Origin of the sequence: Streptosporangium sp. NPDC001559 (assembly GCF_042893955.1) — a bacterium.
Lineage (GTDB): Bacteria > Actinomycetota > Actinomycetes > Streptosporangiales > Streptosporangiaceae > Streptosporangium.
This window is the reverse complement of the sequence record NZ_JBIAVG010000025.1, coordinates 43,684-57,868: the sequence shown is the minus strand read 5'-3', so window position 1 is coordinate 57,868 and position 14,185 is coordinate 43,684. Positions and strand designations below refer to the sequence as shown.

Below are 14,185 nucleotides of genomic sequence, written 5' to 3'. Positions count from 1 at the left end.
TCCTACGCGGGGGACAGGTCAGATGAGGGAACCCGCCCCTGGGTCAGACCGTAGGGCACGGACGTCGCGTGTGGTCTGCCGCAGGGGGGTTCTTCGCGGCTCGTTCCTGGGCGTGACGGCGGGCGCGCCGGTTCGCGGGGGAAGTGGAACACGTTGCATAACGGGGCAAGGACCGTGCGGAACGCTGATCGGTCCCCGATAGCCTGCTGCGGTGAGCGACGTGACCATGCCCGAGGACCTGCTGGACGCCGCGCTCGGCGCCAAGGGGTTCATGCCCCACGCCGAGGGCCTCGCCCTCTTCGAGACGGCCGTCGAGTACGGCCCGCGCGGTCCGATCTGCGAGATCGGCACCTACTGCGGGAAGTCGGCCGTCTACCTCGGAGCGGGGGCCAGGCTGGCCGGTTCCGTGGTCGTCACCGTCGACCACCACCGGGGCTCGGAGGAGATCCAGCCAGGCTGGGAGCACCACGACCCCACGCTGATGGACCCGCGCTTCGGCAGGATGGACTCTCTGCCGACCTTCCGCCACACGATCGCCGCCGCGGGCCTCGAAGAGGAGGTCGTCGCCGTCGTCGGCCGCTCCGAGCGGGTGGCCGCGCTCTGGAGCACCCCGCTGGCGATGCTCTTCATCGACGGCGGTCACTCGCGGGAGCCGGTGACCGGCGACTACGAGGGGTGGGCCCCGCACGTCCTCCAGGGCGGGGCGCTGGTCTTCCACGACATCTACCCCGACCCGGCCGAGGGCGGGCAGGAGCCCCACCGCGTCTATCTGCGCGCCCTGGCCTCCGGGGCGTTCAGGGAGGTCAGGCGGGAGGGCTCACTGCGGGTCCTGGAGCGTGTCGGCCCCGGCATCGGCTGACCGCGCCGCCTCAGCACGGTCAGATGGGCCCCCCGCAGCGCGCAGACCACCAGCAGCGCCGCCATGGGCCCGGGGCCGGGCAGCGCCAGGTACAGCACGGCGGCGAACAGGCCGAACACGACCTGTTCACGTGGCCGGGACGGCGTCGTGCGCGCCTCGGGCAGCACGAAGCAGGTGTGCAGGACGAACGCCGCGTCCGTCACCGCCAAGAGGCTGTGACCCAGACCGGAACCCGTGACCAGCCGGGCCAGGGCCACACTCCCCGCCCAGGCCAGCACCAGCGGCAACCGCCCGGAGGACCGTACGAACGTCATGCCGAGGGCCAGGAGCACCAGGGGTACGAACGGCTGCGGGGCCTCCGGCACCCACGCGGTGAACTGGTACGGCGGAGCCATCTCGACCCCGGGGCGCAGCGCCGCGACGGTCACCCCCAGGGCGACCGGGTTCACGAAGGGCGTCCCCGGCCGCCCGGCCCGCAGGACGTGCCTGCTCGCGACCCCCACCAGGGCGGCCAGCGCGATCCCGGCCAGGTGGGCCTGGCCGTACAGGAGCATCGCGCACAGCAGGCTCTCGGCGTAGGACGGCAGCAGGAAGGCGCGGTCGGTCAGGTAGCGGGGTCTGTCGCGGGACGTCCAGGCCCGCACGGTCTCCAGCGCCAGTTCGGCGGTCACGCCGGTGAGGACTCCGACGACCGGTGCCAGGTAGGCCTGTTCGAACCCGAGCAGGAGGTGTCCGGCGAGGGTCACCACGGTCACCGAGACCGCCAGCCCGCGCAGAGCGGTCACCGTCACGGGCACTGTTATGGGCACTGTTGTGGGCACGGTCATGGGCTCCTCAGTTCCGACACGCCCTGGGGGGTCAACAGGAGGTCGTGCCAGCCGGGGTCAAGGGAGACGGTGGCGGTGCGCGGGACGCCGCACTCGTCACGCCAGGACAGGGCGACGGGCAGGGCCGCCTCGCCCGTGTCGGTCTCGCCGAGACCGAGGAGCAACTCGGGGGCCGAGGCGGCGGGGTAGAGCTGCCTGGCGAGTGTGCCTCCGTCCGGCAGCCGCAGTCTGGCCTCCGCCCCGATCGCCGGGCGCGTCAGGCCTCCCGCGCCGCGCGCCGCACCGCAGGGGCCGGCGGGCAGGCGGGGGCGCAGGCCGACGAAGGGGGCCGTGACACCGTGGTTGCGGTACAGCGTGGCCGGGGTCAGAGGGCCGGAGACCGCGACGTCGAGACGGCCGTCGTCGTCCACGTCGCCGACCGCCAGGGCCGTCGAGTCGCCCCCGGGAGGCACCGGTCCGGTCACGTTCGTGTGACGGCCGTCCGCGCTCCTCGTGAAGAGGGCGACGCCCCCGGGCGCCGCGACCGCGTACATGATCTCGTCGTGGCCGTCGTTGTCGAGGTCGGCGGTCTCGATGTCCCACACCCGTCCGGTACGGCCGAGCCCCAGCTCCCCGGCTCGGTCCTCGTACGGCGCCTCGCCCCCGTGCAGGTGCTCCCGCAGTCCGGGCAGGGCCGTGGAGACGAAGACGGGCCCGATCTCGTCGGGGCCCCGCCCGATGACGATGTCCTGCGCGCCGTCGGCGTCGAGGTCGGTGAAGGCGACCGCCCCGCTGTCCGAGGAGTCCTGGCCCAGGACGGACGACCTCGGCGTGGTCAGGTCCCGGGTGCCCGACGCCGTCCGGAAGGCGGCCCTGCCCGGTGTCGACTCGTTGACGAGCAGCGTGTCGGGTCCGAGGCCGTTGGCGAGGTACAGCTCCGGCAGCCCGTCGCCGTCCAGGTCCCGGGTGCCGAGCGCGAGCGTCCCGCCCGCCCGTCCGGCCTCGCCGAACGCCCGCGGAGCCTCGGTGAACGTGCCCGTCCCCGTCCCGAGGTACAGCCGCGCCCCGCCGTCGTGGACGTCCGGCGACGAGCCGCCCGAGGCTGTCCCGGCGGCGAGGACCAGGTCGAGGTGGCCGTCACCGTCGAAGTCGCCGACGGTCGCGGCGGCCGTGTCCCACGGCCCGGGCCGTACGGCGGGCTCACGATGGGCGAAGGCGGTGGCGGAGGGGTGTGTTCCCGGAAGGCGGACGAACAGGGAGGGGGAACGGTCCCGGTAGAAGACGATCAGGTCCTGCGCGCCGTTCTCGTCGAGGTCGGCGGGCAGGCATCCGACGGGCACCCCGCGCGGGCCGGGGGAGGTCAGCCTGAACGGCCGGTAGCCGCCGTGGGTGCCCGGCACGGGGGCCACGGTCACCCCGCCGTGACGGGGGTCGACCAGGCAGACGTCGTCGGAGACGATCTCGCCGTCGAGGTCGAAGAGCGCCACTCCCGTCGCGGAACCGCCGAGCCGGTCGGCGGCGAAGGAGAAGACCGGAGTGGTGGGGGAGGGGGCGGGGGGCTCCGCCGTACCGGTCAGCGCCCACCCGACGGCGACGGCCGCCAGCGCCACCAGGGCGGCCGGACGAACCGGGGGCACGGCGTTCGCCGTGTCCCTGGACGTCGCGCCCGGCCGTGCTTCGGTCACGAGCCGCGGTTGCGCCTCGCCCAGGCCTTCCTGACCCCGGCCCGCCACGCCTGGTAGTGGTCGCCGGTGTGCGCGTTGTGCCCGAGGGCGACGAGCGCGGTGTCCGTCCAGCCGCCCGCCTCCTCGACGCCGACCTCGCACAGGGTGAGGACGGCCTCGGCGGTGTGCTCGGGCACGGTTCTTGAGATCAGGTGGGCCGAGCAGGCGAAGGCGGCGCCCTGCACGAGGTGGGCGCGGAAGCCGTCCTCGGCCGCCGCGGCGCTGAGCCGTTCCAGCTCGGAGGCCCGCGCGCCGCCCGAGTAGGCGGCGGCGAGTCCGATCCCGCTCCACAGGTCGGCGCGGCGGCCGAGGGGGAACTCGGCCACCCGGAGGACGACGTCCTCGACGCCCGCGCACTCGTGGAACCAGAGCATCCGGCCGACCCCCTGGTCGAAGATCGCCCGCCTGGTCCGGTCGAGCAGGCCCGCCGTACGCTGACGCCCGACCGTCCGGTCGGCGGCGTAGAAGCCCTGGTGGAAGCCGAAGCCGTCGAAGGCCAGCCAGCGCAGCAGGGGGTGGACGGAGTGGATGCCCCACATCGGGCGCATCCGCAGCCGGGCGTATCCCCGGCCCGCGCCCAGGTGGATCATGTGCGGGTAGCGCACGCCCTGGCCGCTGAGCAGGTTCCTGAGCCGCTTGCCGCCGGACGCGGTGAGCACGTCGAGGGACGCGCAGGCCATGCCCGCCCCCTCGTAGGCGAAGCCGCGCAGTTCTTCACGCAGGCCGTCGATCCGTTCCGGCTCGCCCGCGATCACCGCGTTGTGCCCGGCGACGCCCGCCCGCCCGGCGCTCTCCAGGTGCTCCCTGGCCGGGCCGAGCCGGAAACGCCGCACCCCGAACCCGGTCTGATCGGGGTCCTGCCAGAACAATCCGGGCAGGCCGCGCGGCCTGCCCGGTGCCGGCTCGCCGGGTGGCAGGGCGGGTGACGGGGCACGGGGCGGAGGGCAGGGAGGGCGGACGGGGACGGTGCGCCCGTCCGTCTCCGGCTCCGGCGCCCCGGGATCGGGCACTCCTGGATGGGGTGCGGCGACCGTCGTCACGCCGCCGTCGCTCCTCGCGAACTCTCCGTCGCCCTCCGTGTCGCTCACGTGCCCGAACGTAGTGAGCCGTCCCCGAGCCTTCAAGTACCGCCTCGGATTCGGGTGAAGAGATTCGGGTGAAGGGGTTCGGACGCGGGCCGTCAGGCGGGTGAACCGGCGTGGCTGCAGCCGCAGTCCTGGGCCGGGCGGTCGGCGGCTCGGCCGTCCACGGCGCCGCGCACGTCCCTGAACAGGCCGGAGGCCGGGGTGAGGCCGTACAGGGCGTCGGCGGCGAGGACCACGGCGGCGGCGGTGTAGGCGGAACGCTCGTGCGGGAACCACTTCTGGTTGGCGAACTGCCAGCCGGTCCAGTAGGAACCGTCCTCGTGCCTGAGGTGCTGCATGTCGGTGAAGATCCGCAGCGCCTCGTCCCGGTCGCCGAGGGCGTCCAGGGTGAGCACCAGCTCGCACGACTCGGCGCCGGTCACCCACGGCTGGTCGGAGACGCAGCGCACGCCGAGGCCGGGTTCGACGAAGACGGCCCACTCGGCGGCGAGTCGCGCCCGCGCGGCGGGGCCCCGCACCGCGCCGCCGAGGACCGGGTAGTACCAGTCCATCGAGAAGCGGCTCTTGTCGGCGAACGCCTCGGGGTGGTCGCAGAGCACGTGGGCGAGCCGGTCGGCGGCCAGCTCCCAGTCGGGCTGCGGGTCGCCGAGGTGTTCGGCGAGCAGCACGCCGCAGCGCAGCCCCTGGTGGATGGAGGCGCAGCCGGTCAGCAGGGCGTATCCCGCGGGCTCGCCGTCGGCGGCGCGCTCCCAGACGACCTCGCCCCGGGTGGTCTGCAGCCCGACCACGAAGTCCAGCGCGGACCTGACGACGGGCCACATCTCACGGACGAAGCCGTCGTCCCCGGTGACCAGCAGCTCGTGCCAGACGCCGACCGCGACGTAGGCGGCGTGGTTGGACTCCCCGCCGCGCTCGACGGCCAGGCCGCCGACCAGTTTCATCGGCCACGAGCCGTCGGCGCGCTGGTGGCGCGCCAGCCAGTCGTAACCCCTGCGCACGGGGCCGCTCAGCCCGGCGACGCCCATGGCCATCAGGCACTCGACGTGGTTCCAGGCGTCCACGTGCCCCTCGGGCCAGGGGACGCCGCCGTCGGCCTCCTGCACGGCCGCGATGCTCAGGGCGGTCTCGACGACCAGTTCCCGCCTCACCGGCCGCTCCGGTCGCCTCGGGGCGCGGGGCGGTACCGGGTCACGCGGGCTTCCGCACGTAGAGCACCACGCTCTTGCCGATGAACGGGTTCAGCAGTGTCTCGGCGATCCGGGTGACGGCGGGACGCTTCATGATGTCCCACACCAGCAGCTCGTGGTAGGCCTTGGCCAGCGGGTGGTCGTCGTTGCCGACGCCGACCGCGCACTTGATCCACCAGTACGGCGCGTGCAGCCCGTGGGCGTGGTGGTGGGAGCCGATCTCCATGCCGACGGCCTTCAGCTTCGCGCTCAGCTCGGCGAGGGTGTAGATGCGCACGTGTCCGCCGGGGGCCGTGTGGTAGGCCTCGTCGAGCGCCCAGCAGATCCGTTCCGGCAGGAAACTCGGCACCGTGATCGCGGCCCGGCCACCGGGCTTGAGCACCCGGAAGATCTCCCGCATGGCGCTCATGTCGTCGGGGATGTGTTCGAGCACCTCGGCGGCGATCACCCGGTCGAAGGTGGCGTCCTCGAAGGGCATCTTCAGCGCGTCGCCGGTCACGGTCTCGCCGACCGCGCCCTCGGGCACCTCGCCCTCCTTCGCCATCGCGGCGAACATGCCCGCGACGCCTTCGAGCTCCTCGGCGTCCATGTCGAAGGCCACCACGTCCGCGCCCCTGCGCAGCACCTCGAAGGCGTGCCGTCCCGCCCCGCAGCCCAGGTCGAGGACGCGCAGGCCGGGTCCGACGGGCAGCCGGTCGAAGTCGACGGTCAGCACTTGCCGCTCCTTGTGAAGTGGTCGGTCACCGGGCGTTGTGCGCGGCGATGGCCTCGCGGTAGGCGTCCACGGTGCGCTGGGCGACGACGCGCCAGGTGTAGCGCTCCATGACCCGGTCGTAGCCCCTGCGCCCGACCTCGGCCCGCTCCTCGGGGGAGTCGAGCAGGCGCCGCAGTACGGCGGCCAGCTCCTCGGGGTCTCCGGGGGCGACCTGGACGGCGGCGTCGCCGACGACCTCGGGCAGTGCCCCCGTCCGTGAGGCGACGAGGGGGGTGGCGCAGGCCATGTGCTCGACGGCGGGCAGTGAGAAGCCCTCGTAGAGGGAGGGCACGACCGAGACCTCCGAGGTGGCGATCAGTTCGCCCAGCTCGGTGTCGGAGATGCCGTGCACGAACCTCACCCGCTCGCGCAGGGAGAGTTCGGAGACCAGTTTCTCCGTCGGTCCGCCGGGGGTCGGTTTGCTCACCACGGTGAGGTTCACCTCGCGCTCGGTGGCGAGCTTGGCGACCGCCCGCAGCAGGGTGGCGACGCCCTTCATGGGGGAGTCGGCGCTGGCGACCGCGACGATCGAGCCAGGCCGTTTGGGCATCTCGGGGCGCGGGTGGAAGTAGCGGGTGTCGACCCCGAGCGGGATGAGCCGCATGTTGGCCTGCGGCACGTTGAAGTCGCGGTGGATGTCGGCCAGCGAGGACTCGCTGACGGTCAGGATCGGGTTCAGCCTGGGGGCGACCTTGGCCTGCATCTTGACGAAGCCGTACCACCTTCTGAGCGTGAGGCGCTTGCGCAGCGGGGCCTCGCGCAACTCGATCCTGCGGTCGACGCTGATCGGGTGGTGGATGGTGCCGACCACGGGGAACAGCTTCTGGATGTCGAGCAGGCCGTAGCCGAGCGTCTGGTTGTCCTGCACCACGTCGAAGTCCCCGACGCGCTTGGCCAGCTCGCGGCGGGCCCGCAGGGTGAAGGTCAGCGGCTCGGGGAACCCGGCGGTCCACATGGTCCCGACCTCGAGAAGGTCGATCCAGTCGCGGTACTCGCCCAGCTTGGGGGTGCGGAAGGGGTCCTCGTCACGGTAGAGGTCCAGGCTGGGGATCTTGTTGAGGACGACCCCCTCGTCCAGTTCGGGGTACGGCTGGCCGGAGAAGACCTCGACGTGGTGCCCGAGGGCGACCAGTTCACGGCTGAGATGACGCAGGTAAACGCCCTGCCCGCCACAGGTCGGCTTGCTCCGGTACGACAGCAGCGCGACCCGCAGGGAGTCCGCGTCAGGCACGGCAACCCCTTCCTCAGCCTGTCCGGAAGGGGACAGGTACCGTGAAAGATGACCTCAGTATTCGGATCTTACCATTCGGTATCTCTCTTCCACCTAATGTGGAAACGGTGCTAAAGCCACTTCTGTCGCGCGCCAACTGCGGCATCACACTAACCGAACGACGTTCGGTGGAACGTGTTCTAGGGTACTGGGGCCCTGAGTCGTGCCCGGCGACGGGAGTGGCGGTACATTCGCCGTCACACGGCACTCAGCCGAGCGGAAGTCCCACTTCACGAGCTTCACAAGCGAGGAGGACGCCTTGGCCAGGCGCGCGCTGATCACCGGTATCACCGGGCAGGACGGTTCCTATCTGGCCGAGTGCCTGCTCGATCGGGGTTACGAGGTCTGGGGGCTCGTCAGGGGACAGGCCAACCCCCGTGTCTCCCGGGTGCGCAGGCTGCTGCGGGACGTCCGTCTCGTCCGGGGCGACCTCCTCGACCAGGGTTCGCTGATCTCCGCCGTTGAGAAGGTCCAGCCCGACGAGGTCTACAACCTGGGCGCCATCTCGTTCGTGCCGATGTCGTGGGAACAGGCCGAGCTGACCGGCGAGGTCACCGGGATGGGCGTGCTGCGCATGCTTGAGGCCATCAGGGTCTGCTCGGGTGTCTCCTCCTCACGCACCCCCGCGGAATCCGGCCAGATCAGGTTCTACCAGGCGTCGTCCTCGGAGATGTTCGGCCAGGTCAGGGAGACTCCGCAGACCGAGATCACCCCCTTCCACCCCCGCTCGCCGTACGGCGTCGCCAAGGCCTACGGCCACTTCCTCACCCAGAACTACCGTGAGTCGTACGGGATGTTCGCGGTCTCGGGGATCCTGTTCAACCACGAGTCCCCGCGCAGGGGCGCCGAGTTCGTGACCCGCAAGGTCTCCCTCGGGGCCGCCCGCATCAAGCTCGGCCTCGCCGACCGGCTTCGCCTGGGCAACCTGGAGGCCCGCCGCGACTGGGGATACGCGGGCGACTACGTGCGGGCGATGCACCTGATGCTGCAGGCGGGCCTGCCGGAGGACTACGTGATCGGCACCGGCCGTACGCACACGGTTCGTGAGCTGGTCGAGGCGGCCTTCGCCGCCGCCGGGCTCGACTGGGAGCGGTACGTGGTCACCGACCGCTCCCTGCACCGCCCGGCCGAGGTCGACCTCCTGTGCGCCGACCCGAAGAAGGCCCGTGAACAGCTCGGCTGGGAGCCCTCGGTCTCGTTCGAGGAGCTGGTCACGATGATGGTCGAGTCCGACCTGAAACTGCTGTCCGAGGGCGGAGACCCCGAGCAGGACTCCTCATGGCCCTGAGCGGGGAGGCCGGGCGGCGGGCCGTCCTGCTGGTCACGGGTATCCAGGCGGCGGGCAAGTCCACGGTGGCGCAGCGGCTGGCCGAGCGGCTGCCCCGCTCGGCGCACGTGCGCGGCGACGTGTTCCGCCGCATGGTGGTCGGCGGCAGGGCCGAGATGACTCCCGAACCCTCCGCCGAGGCACTGGCGCAACTGCGTCTGCGGCACCGGCTGACCGCGGCCACCTGCGACGAGTACTTCGCGGCCGGGTTCACCGTGGTGGCCCAGGACGTCGTGCTGGGCGAGCACCTCACCGAGATGACCAGGCTTGTCCGCGCCCGTCCCCTGCTGGTGGTCGTGCTCGCCCCAAGGGCCGAGGTCGTCGAGGCGCGTGAGGCCGCGCGGGCCAAGGACGCCTACGTCCACTGGAAGGCCGGTCCGCTCGACGCCGTTCTGCGCGAGCGGACCCCGCGTCTCGGCCTCTGGCTCGACACCTCGGAACAGACCCCCGAGGAGACCGTCGAGGAGATCCTCGCCCGGGCGTGGACCGAGGCCCGTGTCGGCGGCTGAGCGGACCGCCTTCGACGGACCCCGGTCGCCGGGGCCGGATCAGCCGTTCTCGTGGCGCCGCTGGCACTGCATGCAGAAGCGCGCCAGCGGACGGGCCTTGAGCCGCTCGAACGGGATGCCGGAGCCGCAGCCGTCACAGCGGCCGTAGGTCAGCTCGGCGATCTCGCCCAGCGTGGTGCGCAGGACGGAGGCGCTGCGCTCGGCGGAGACGATGTCGGCCAGCAGGGCCGACTTCTCCGAGACCTCGACCGAGTCGTCGCCGACCGCGGCCTCCAGCTCGGAGAGCTGCCTGGTCCACCGCAGGAGCTGTCCTTCGAGCTCCTCGCGGATGCTGTCGAGCTGGACGCTGCTGAGGTGGACGTCGGAGATCATGGTGTTCTGGTCCTTTCTGAGGGTCGGGAAGCTCGCCAGGGCCGGCCCCGAGGGGCGGGCGCGCGGGGTGTCGCAGTCGTCGCAGTGCCGGGTCTGCGGCACCTGCCGCAGCCGTCGCAGCGCGATGAAGGTCCCGCAGTGCTCGCAGGTGCCGTAGACCCCGAAGTCGAGCCGTTCGATCGCGGCCTCGATCTCCACGACGGTCCGCGCCGCACGGGCGGCACGCCTGGTGGACAGGGAGACGGGCTCCCCTGGGGATGCGGGCTCGCTCCCGGTCCCGGGTTCGGTCTCGTTCTCGGTCATGGCGTCCCGCGCGGCGCCGAGCCGTTCGTGTAGGAGCGCGCGCAGTTCCTCCAGATGCGTCGTGTGACGCTGGTAGTCCTCAAGCAGCCTGCTTGTCGACCTGATGTCGCCCATGGGACATCGACTCCTTGGATGACTCACGGCGGTCGGGGCCGGTCACGACTGGACACGGTCGCCGCCGGGAAAGCCGGAACTCGAAAGGCAGGGCGGCGCGAAAGCACCGCACGACTGTGGGACCCCGGCCGGCCACCGCTCGACGCGGTCCCCGTCGGGGCAGGGAAGAAGAGAAAAGGGGCAGCGCTGCCCCCTCAGGCCGTCGTCGTTGACGCGATCATGGACGTGGACTGCCCGGGGACGGGCCTTCCACGCGTCGTCTCGCCTACGGAGAGCCAGCGGGCATCAAGGGCGCCATCAGGCGTACGGCGGGCTGCGTGAGGTGACGGCGCGCTGGACGTCGTGTCTGGGCGCGGCGGCGGGGCCGGTCGGGCGCCAGGTGGAGGGCAGCGGCCCGGGGGTCGCGACCGTGGCGCCGACGGCGAGGAGGGAGCGGAGCTGTCCCGGCGTCGGCAGGTGCTCGGTCCCACCGGCGAGCAGTCTCGGCGCGGTGGAGTGACCGGCGGTGTCGGTGCCGGGGACCCAGAAGCCGGTGCCCGCGTCCGCCGGTCTCCAGCCGCCGGACCACGGGGAGGGGGAGACGGCGGCCAGCAGAAGAACGAGAAGCAGACCCACCGCCGTGACCGCGGTGGGCCTGGGTGTGCCCCACCGCGGTTCCCTCATCACCTCGACCATAGTCGACGTTCCGCGAAAGGGCACTTTAGATATGGGGTGGAATGTCCTATCTCACCGCCGGGTCAGGCGAAGACGTCCTGCTGGTACCGGCCCTGGGCCTCCAGCTCGCGCAGCCACGCCTCGCCGTCGCCTCCGGTCCTGTCGTGGTGGATCTCCGCCAGGGCACGCCGTACGGCGGGCGCCATGCGGAGGCCGTCCCCGCAGACGTAGACGTGGGCGCCCTGTTCGAGCAGCTCCCACACCCGGTCCGCCTCGGCGGTGACCGCGTCCTGGACGTACTTGAAGGGGTGCCCGTCGAGCGCGGAGAAGGCCGTGTGCACCCGGGCGATCCCGGCCTCCTGCCAGCCGAGCAGTTCGGCGCGGTAGAGCCAGTCGTGCTCGGGGTGGCGGCAGCCGTAGAAGACCTCGGCGGGACCGGACGCCCCGGTCAGGGCCCGCTCCTCAAGGAAGCCGCGCAGCGGGGCGAAACCGGTGCCGGGGCCGACGAGGATCACCGGCGTCGCCGGGTCGTCCGGCAGCCGGAACGGCGGGCTGGGAACCCGTACATATCCATAGAAGACGTCGCCGGGCTCCAGGTCCGCCAGGTAGGCCGAGCACATGCCCCGGTAGGAACCGCCACCCGACCAGGAGGGACCCTCGACCAGGCCGACGGTGATCCTGATCCGCCGGGGGTCGGCCAGCGGAGAGGAGGAGACGGAGTAGTAGCGCGGCCTGATCGGCCCGGCCATCTCCAGGAAGACCGGCAGCGGCAGGGTGATCGCCGGGAGGCGTTCGAGCAGCGTGAGCACCGAGACCCGCTTGGCGAGGATCTCGTCGGCGTAGGAGGCCTCAAGCTCGGCGAGCTGGCCCCTGGTCCAGGGGCACCGGGTGTGCTCGGCCAGGGTCGCCAGGTCGGAGCGGGTGACCACCTCCTGGAGCTCGGCGAACTCGGTCAGCAGCAGTCCCGCGGTCACCGGGGTGTCGACGGGCAGGTGGGTCGTCCCCCTGGCGCGCAGCCGTACGACCTGGTCACGAGGGACGTGGAGCTGACGCAGCGCCCACTCGACGAGCTCGGGGGCGTTCTTGGCGAAGACGGCGATGTGGTCGCCGGCCGTGTAGGACGTCCCCTCAGGCAGTTCGGCCACGATCGAGCGCACCCCGGGCCTCGGCAGCTCGCGGGAGAAGTCCCACAGGCCGGTGGGGTCGCCGGTCAGCTCCTCGGCCGAGACCACGGTCAGCGGGACCGCCTGCGGGGAGACGACCGCGGGCCGCACGTCGGCCTCGGTGAGGACGTCCATCTCGTAGCGGGGACCGGCCTTGGCCGCCGACGTGCCGTACTCGGCCGCCAGCGCCGCCCAGAGCCCTGAGGTCCACGCCGAGACGTCGCCGTCGAAGTCGCCGTCGGCGTCCGCCTCACCCCGTTCGACGAGCGGTACGGCTCCCGCCGCGGTGAGCTTGTCGAAGACACGCCTGGGAAAGGCCTGGTAGGTGGGCCACTGGGTGTTGCCGCAGCCGAGCAGCGCGAAGCGCACCCCGTCCATGGCGGGCAGCCCCTCCAGGGCGTCGAACCGCTGGGCGTTGTCGGGGGCCTTGCCGTTGTAGGTCGAGGTGATCACCACGAGCAGCCCCTCGGAGGGCGGTTCGAGCTCGTCCAGGGTGGTCAGCGTGGTCGCGAAGCCGGAGCGTCCCGCGACCTCGGCCAGCCGTTCGGCGACGTCGGCGGCGGTGCCGAGGTTGGAACCGTACGCCACGGTGAGGCCGACTCCCGTGACGGCCACCTCGACCGGCTGTTCCCGGACGGTCTCCGCGGTCTCCGCGGTGCCCCGCTCGTGGGCCCTGCGCTCCCTGACCCGGACGGTGAAGTCCTCGGGCTTGAGGGTGAGCGTCTGCTTGATCTTCATCCGGTAGGCGTCCGGGTCGGAGATCGCGAAGCGCTGCAGCACCATGGCCAGGGCCAGCCTGGCCTCGGTCAGCGCGAACTGGCGGCCGATGCAGGCCCGTTCGCCGTTGCCGAAGGGCTTGTAGGCGGCCGGGTGGTGGCCCTTCCTGTTCTCGGGGAGCCAGCGGTCGATGTCGAACTCCTCGGGGCGCTCCCACGCCCCGGGGTGCTTGTGCAGCTGACCGAGCAGGACGACGACGACATGATCCTTGCTGATCGGATAGCCGCCGAGCTCGGTGTCCTCGAAGGGCTTGACGGAGAACGCCGGGATCGGGGACCACAGGCGCAGCGTCTCCTCGAGGACGCGCGGGATCACGTCGAGCTTCATGATCGTGTCGTAGGTCGGGACGGTGTCGCCGGGCAGCAGCCGGTCGACCTCGGCGTAGGCCCTGGCCAGCACGTGCGGGTTGCGCAGCAGGTTGTACAGCGCGAACGACAGCAGGCCGCTGGTGGTCTCGTGCCCGGCGATGAGGAAGGTCAGGACCTGGTTGCGGATGTTCTCGTCGGAGAGCCGCTCGCCGCTCTGCGGGTCGGCGGCCTTGAGCATCAGGCCGAGCAGGTCCTTGGTGTCGCTCCTGCCCGTGCTCCTGCGCTGCCTGATGACGTCGTCGACCAGGTCCTGCATGACCTGGATGTCGGACCGGTAGGCCGTGTCCTGCCGCTTCTTGAGCTTGGTGACCAGGGGGAGCTGCCGGTTGCGGAGCATCGCCTCGGTCAGCGAGCGGCCCATCGCCTGCAGGAACGGGTGCAGCTCCGGCGACTGGAAGGAGTCGAACCGGTAGTCGAACCCGGTGAGGGAGATCGTGTCCAGGGCCAGCCTGGTCATGTCGTCGGGCACGTTGACCTCGTCGGAGACGGCCCACTTGCCGACCAGGTTCTGCGCGATCTCCAGCATCTGCGGGAAGTAGGCCTTCATCGAGCGCTGGCTGAAGGCGGGCATCAGGATGCGGTGCGCGTGGCCCCAGACCGGCTCGTCGTGGCGGGCGGTGAACAGCCCGTCGCCGCCGAAGTCGCGGACGATGGACAGCGGCGGGTCGATGCCCTTGTAGAAGCGCGTCTCGTCGCACAGCTCGGCGACCATGTCGGGGCCGTAGACGAACAGGACCTTGCGGCCGAGCAGTTCGAGCTGGAAGAGGCCTTCCTTCTCGTATTCGGCGGCGAGCTTCCTGAAGTGCTCGTCGGGCGAGTGCGAGGGGATCTGCAGCGTGTTGCCGAGCAGAGGGAGCCCCTGGGGGGAGGGGATGGAACGGGTCACCGACATGGAACTCCTCCTTTACCGGGC

At 71.8% G+C, this 14,185-nt stretch carries 12 protein-coding genes; 3 read left to right on the top strand and 9 right to left on the bottom strand.

Annotated features, from left to right (window positions below; translation table 11 throughout):
* Positions 1 to 226 precede the first annotated feature (226 nt).
* Positions 227 to 859 (top strand): class I SAM-dependent methyltransferase, encoded by a 633-nt coding sequence (locus tag ACFYY8_RS38450; RefSeq protein WP_352015208.1) that lies wholly within the window; start codon positions 227 to 229, stop codon positions 857 to 859.
* Here the strand turns inward: ACFYY8_RS38450 and ACFYY8_RS38445 are convergent.
* The 6 genes from ACFYY8_RS38445 to ACFYY8_RS38420 all read right to left on the bottom strand — a co-directional run bounded on the left by ACFYY8_RS38445 (position 766) and on the right by ACFYY8_RS38420 (position 7,646).
* The gene (locus ACFYY8_RS38445) at positions 766 to 1,650 is read right to left on the bottom strand and encodes a hypothetical protein (RefSeq protein ID WP_390049863.1); all 885 of its coding nucleotides are present in this window, start codon (positions 1,648 to 1,650) and stop codon (positions 766 to 768) included. The two genes, ACFYY8_RS38450 and ACFYY8_RS38445, sit on opposite strands and share 94 nt — an antisense overlap.
* 32 nt (positions 1,651 to 1,682) lie before the next feature.
* Positions 1,683 to 3,350, bottom strand: coding sequence for an FG-GAP repeat domain-containing protein (locus tag ACFYY8_RS38440; RefSeq protein WP_390049861.1), 1,668 nt, complete (start codon positions 3,348 to 3,350; stop codon positions 1,683 to 1,685).
* Positions 3,347 to 4,477 (bottom strand): DUF1702 family protein, encoded by a 1,131-nt coding sequence (locus ACFYY8_RS38435; RefSeq protein WP_390049859.1) that lies wholly within the window; start codon positions 4,475 to 4,477, stop codon positions 3,347 to 3,349. Before ACFYY8_RS38435 ends, ACFYY8_RS38440 begins: the two co-directional genes overlap by 4 nt.
* Positions 4,478 to 4,569: 92 nt before the next feature.
* Positions 4,570 to 5,622, bottom strand: a complete 1,053-nt coding sequence (locus tag ACFYY8_RS38430) for a prenyltransferase (RefSeq protein ID WP_390049857.1) — start codon at positions 5,620 to 5,622, stop codon at positions 4,570 to 4,572.
* 40 nt (positions 5,623 to 5,662) lie between these two features.
* On the bottom strand, positions 5,663 to 6,376 hold the full coding sequence (locus ACFYY8_RS38425) for a methyltransferase domain-containing protein (protein ID WP_352015142.1): 714 nt from the start codon (positions 6,374 to 6,376) through the stop codon (positions 5,663 to 5,665).
* A 25-nt stretch (positions 6,377 to 6,401) separates the two neighbouring features.
* Entirely contained in the window at positions 6,402 to 7,646 is a 1,245-nt protein-coding gene (locus ACFYY8_RS38420) for a glycosyltransferase family 4 protein (protein WP_390049855.1), read from the bottom strand.
* Between the two features lie 298 nt (positions 7,647 to 7,944).
* On the opposite strand from ACFYY8_RS38420, the gene ACFYY8_RS38415 reads away from it, so the two are divergent.
* Positions 7,945 to 8,973 carry a GDP-mannose 4,6-dehydratase gene (locus tag ACFYY8_RS38415; RefSeq protein ID WP_390049853.1) on the top strand — a complete coding sequence of 343 codons (1,029 nt, stop codon included), beginning with the start codon at positions 7,945 to 7,947 and terminating at the stop codon, positions 8,971 to 8,973.
* Positions 8,964 to 9,521, top strand: a complete 558-nt coding sequence (locus ACFYY8_RS38410) for an AAA family ATPase (protein WP_390049851.1) — start codon at positions 8,964 to 8,966, stop codon at positions 9,519 to 9,521. Before ACFYY8_RS38415 ends, ACFYY8_RS38410 begins: the two co-directional genes overlap by 10 nt.
* Positions 9,522 to 9,560: 39 nt before the next feature.
* Here the strand turns inward: ACFYY8_RS38410 and ACFYY8_RS38405 are convergent, their stop codons facing one another.
* The 3 genes from ACFYY8_RS38405 to ACFYY8_RS38395 form a co-directional block, all read right to left on the bottom strand.
* On the bottom strand, positions 9,561 to 10,310 hold the full coding sequence (locus tag ACFYY8_RS38405) for a TraR/DksA family transcriptional regulator (RefSeq protein WP_390049849.1): 750 nt from the start codon (positions 10,308 to 10,310) through the stop codon (positions 9,561 to 9,563).
* Between the two features lie 297 nt (positions 10,311 to 10,607).
* On the bottom strand, positions 10,608 to 10,973 hold the full coding sequence (locus tag ACFYY8_RS38400) for a hypothetical protein (protein ID WP_390049847.1): 366 nt from the start codon (positions 10,971 to 10,973) through the stop codon (positions 10,608 to 10,610).
* 74 nt (positions 10,974 to 11,047) lie between these two features.
* A complete protein-coding gene (locus tag ACFYY8_RS38395) occupies positions 11,048 to 14,164 on the bottom strand; it encodes a bifunctional cytochrome P450/NADPH--P450 reductase (RefSeq protein WP_390049845.1) in 3,117 nt (1,038 codons plus the stop codon).
* Positions 14,165 to 14,185 lie beyond the last annotated feature (21 nt).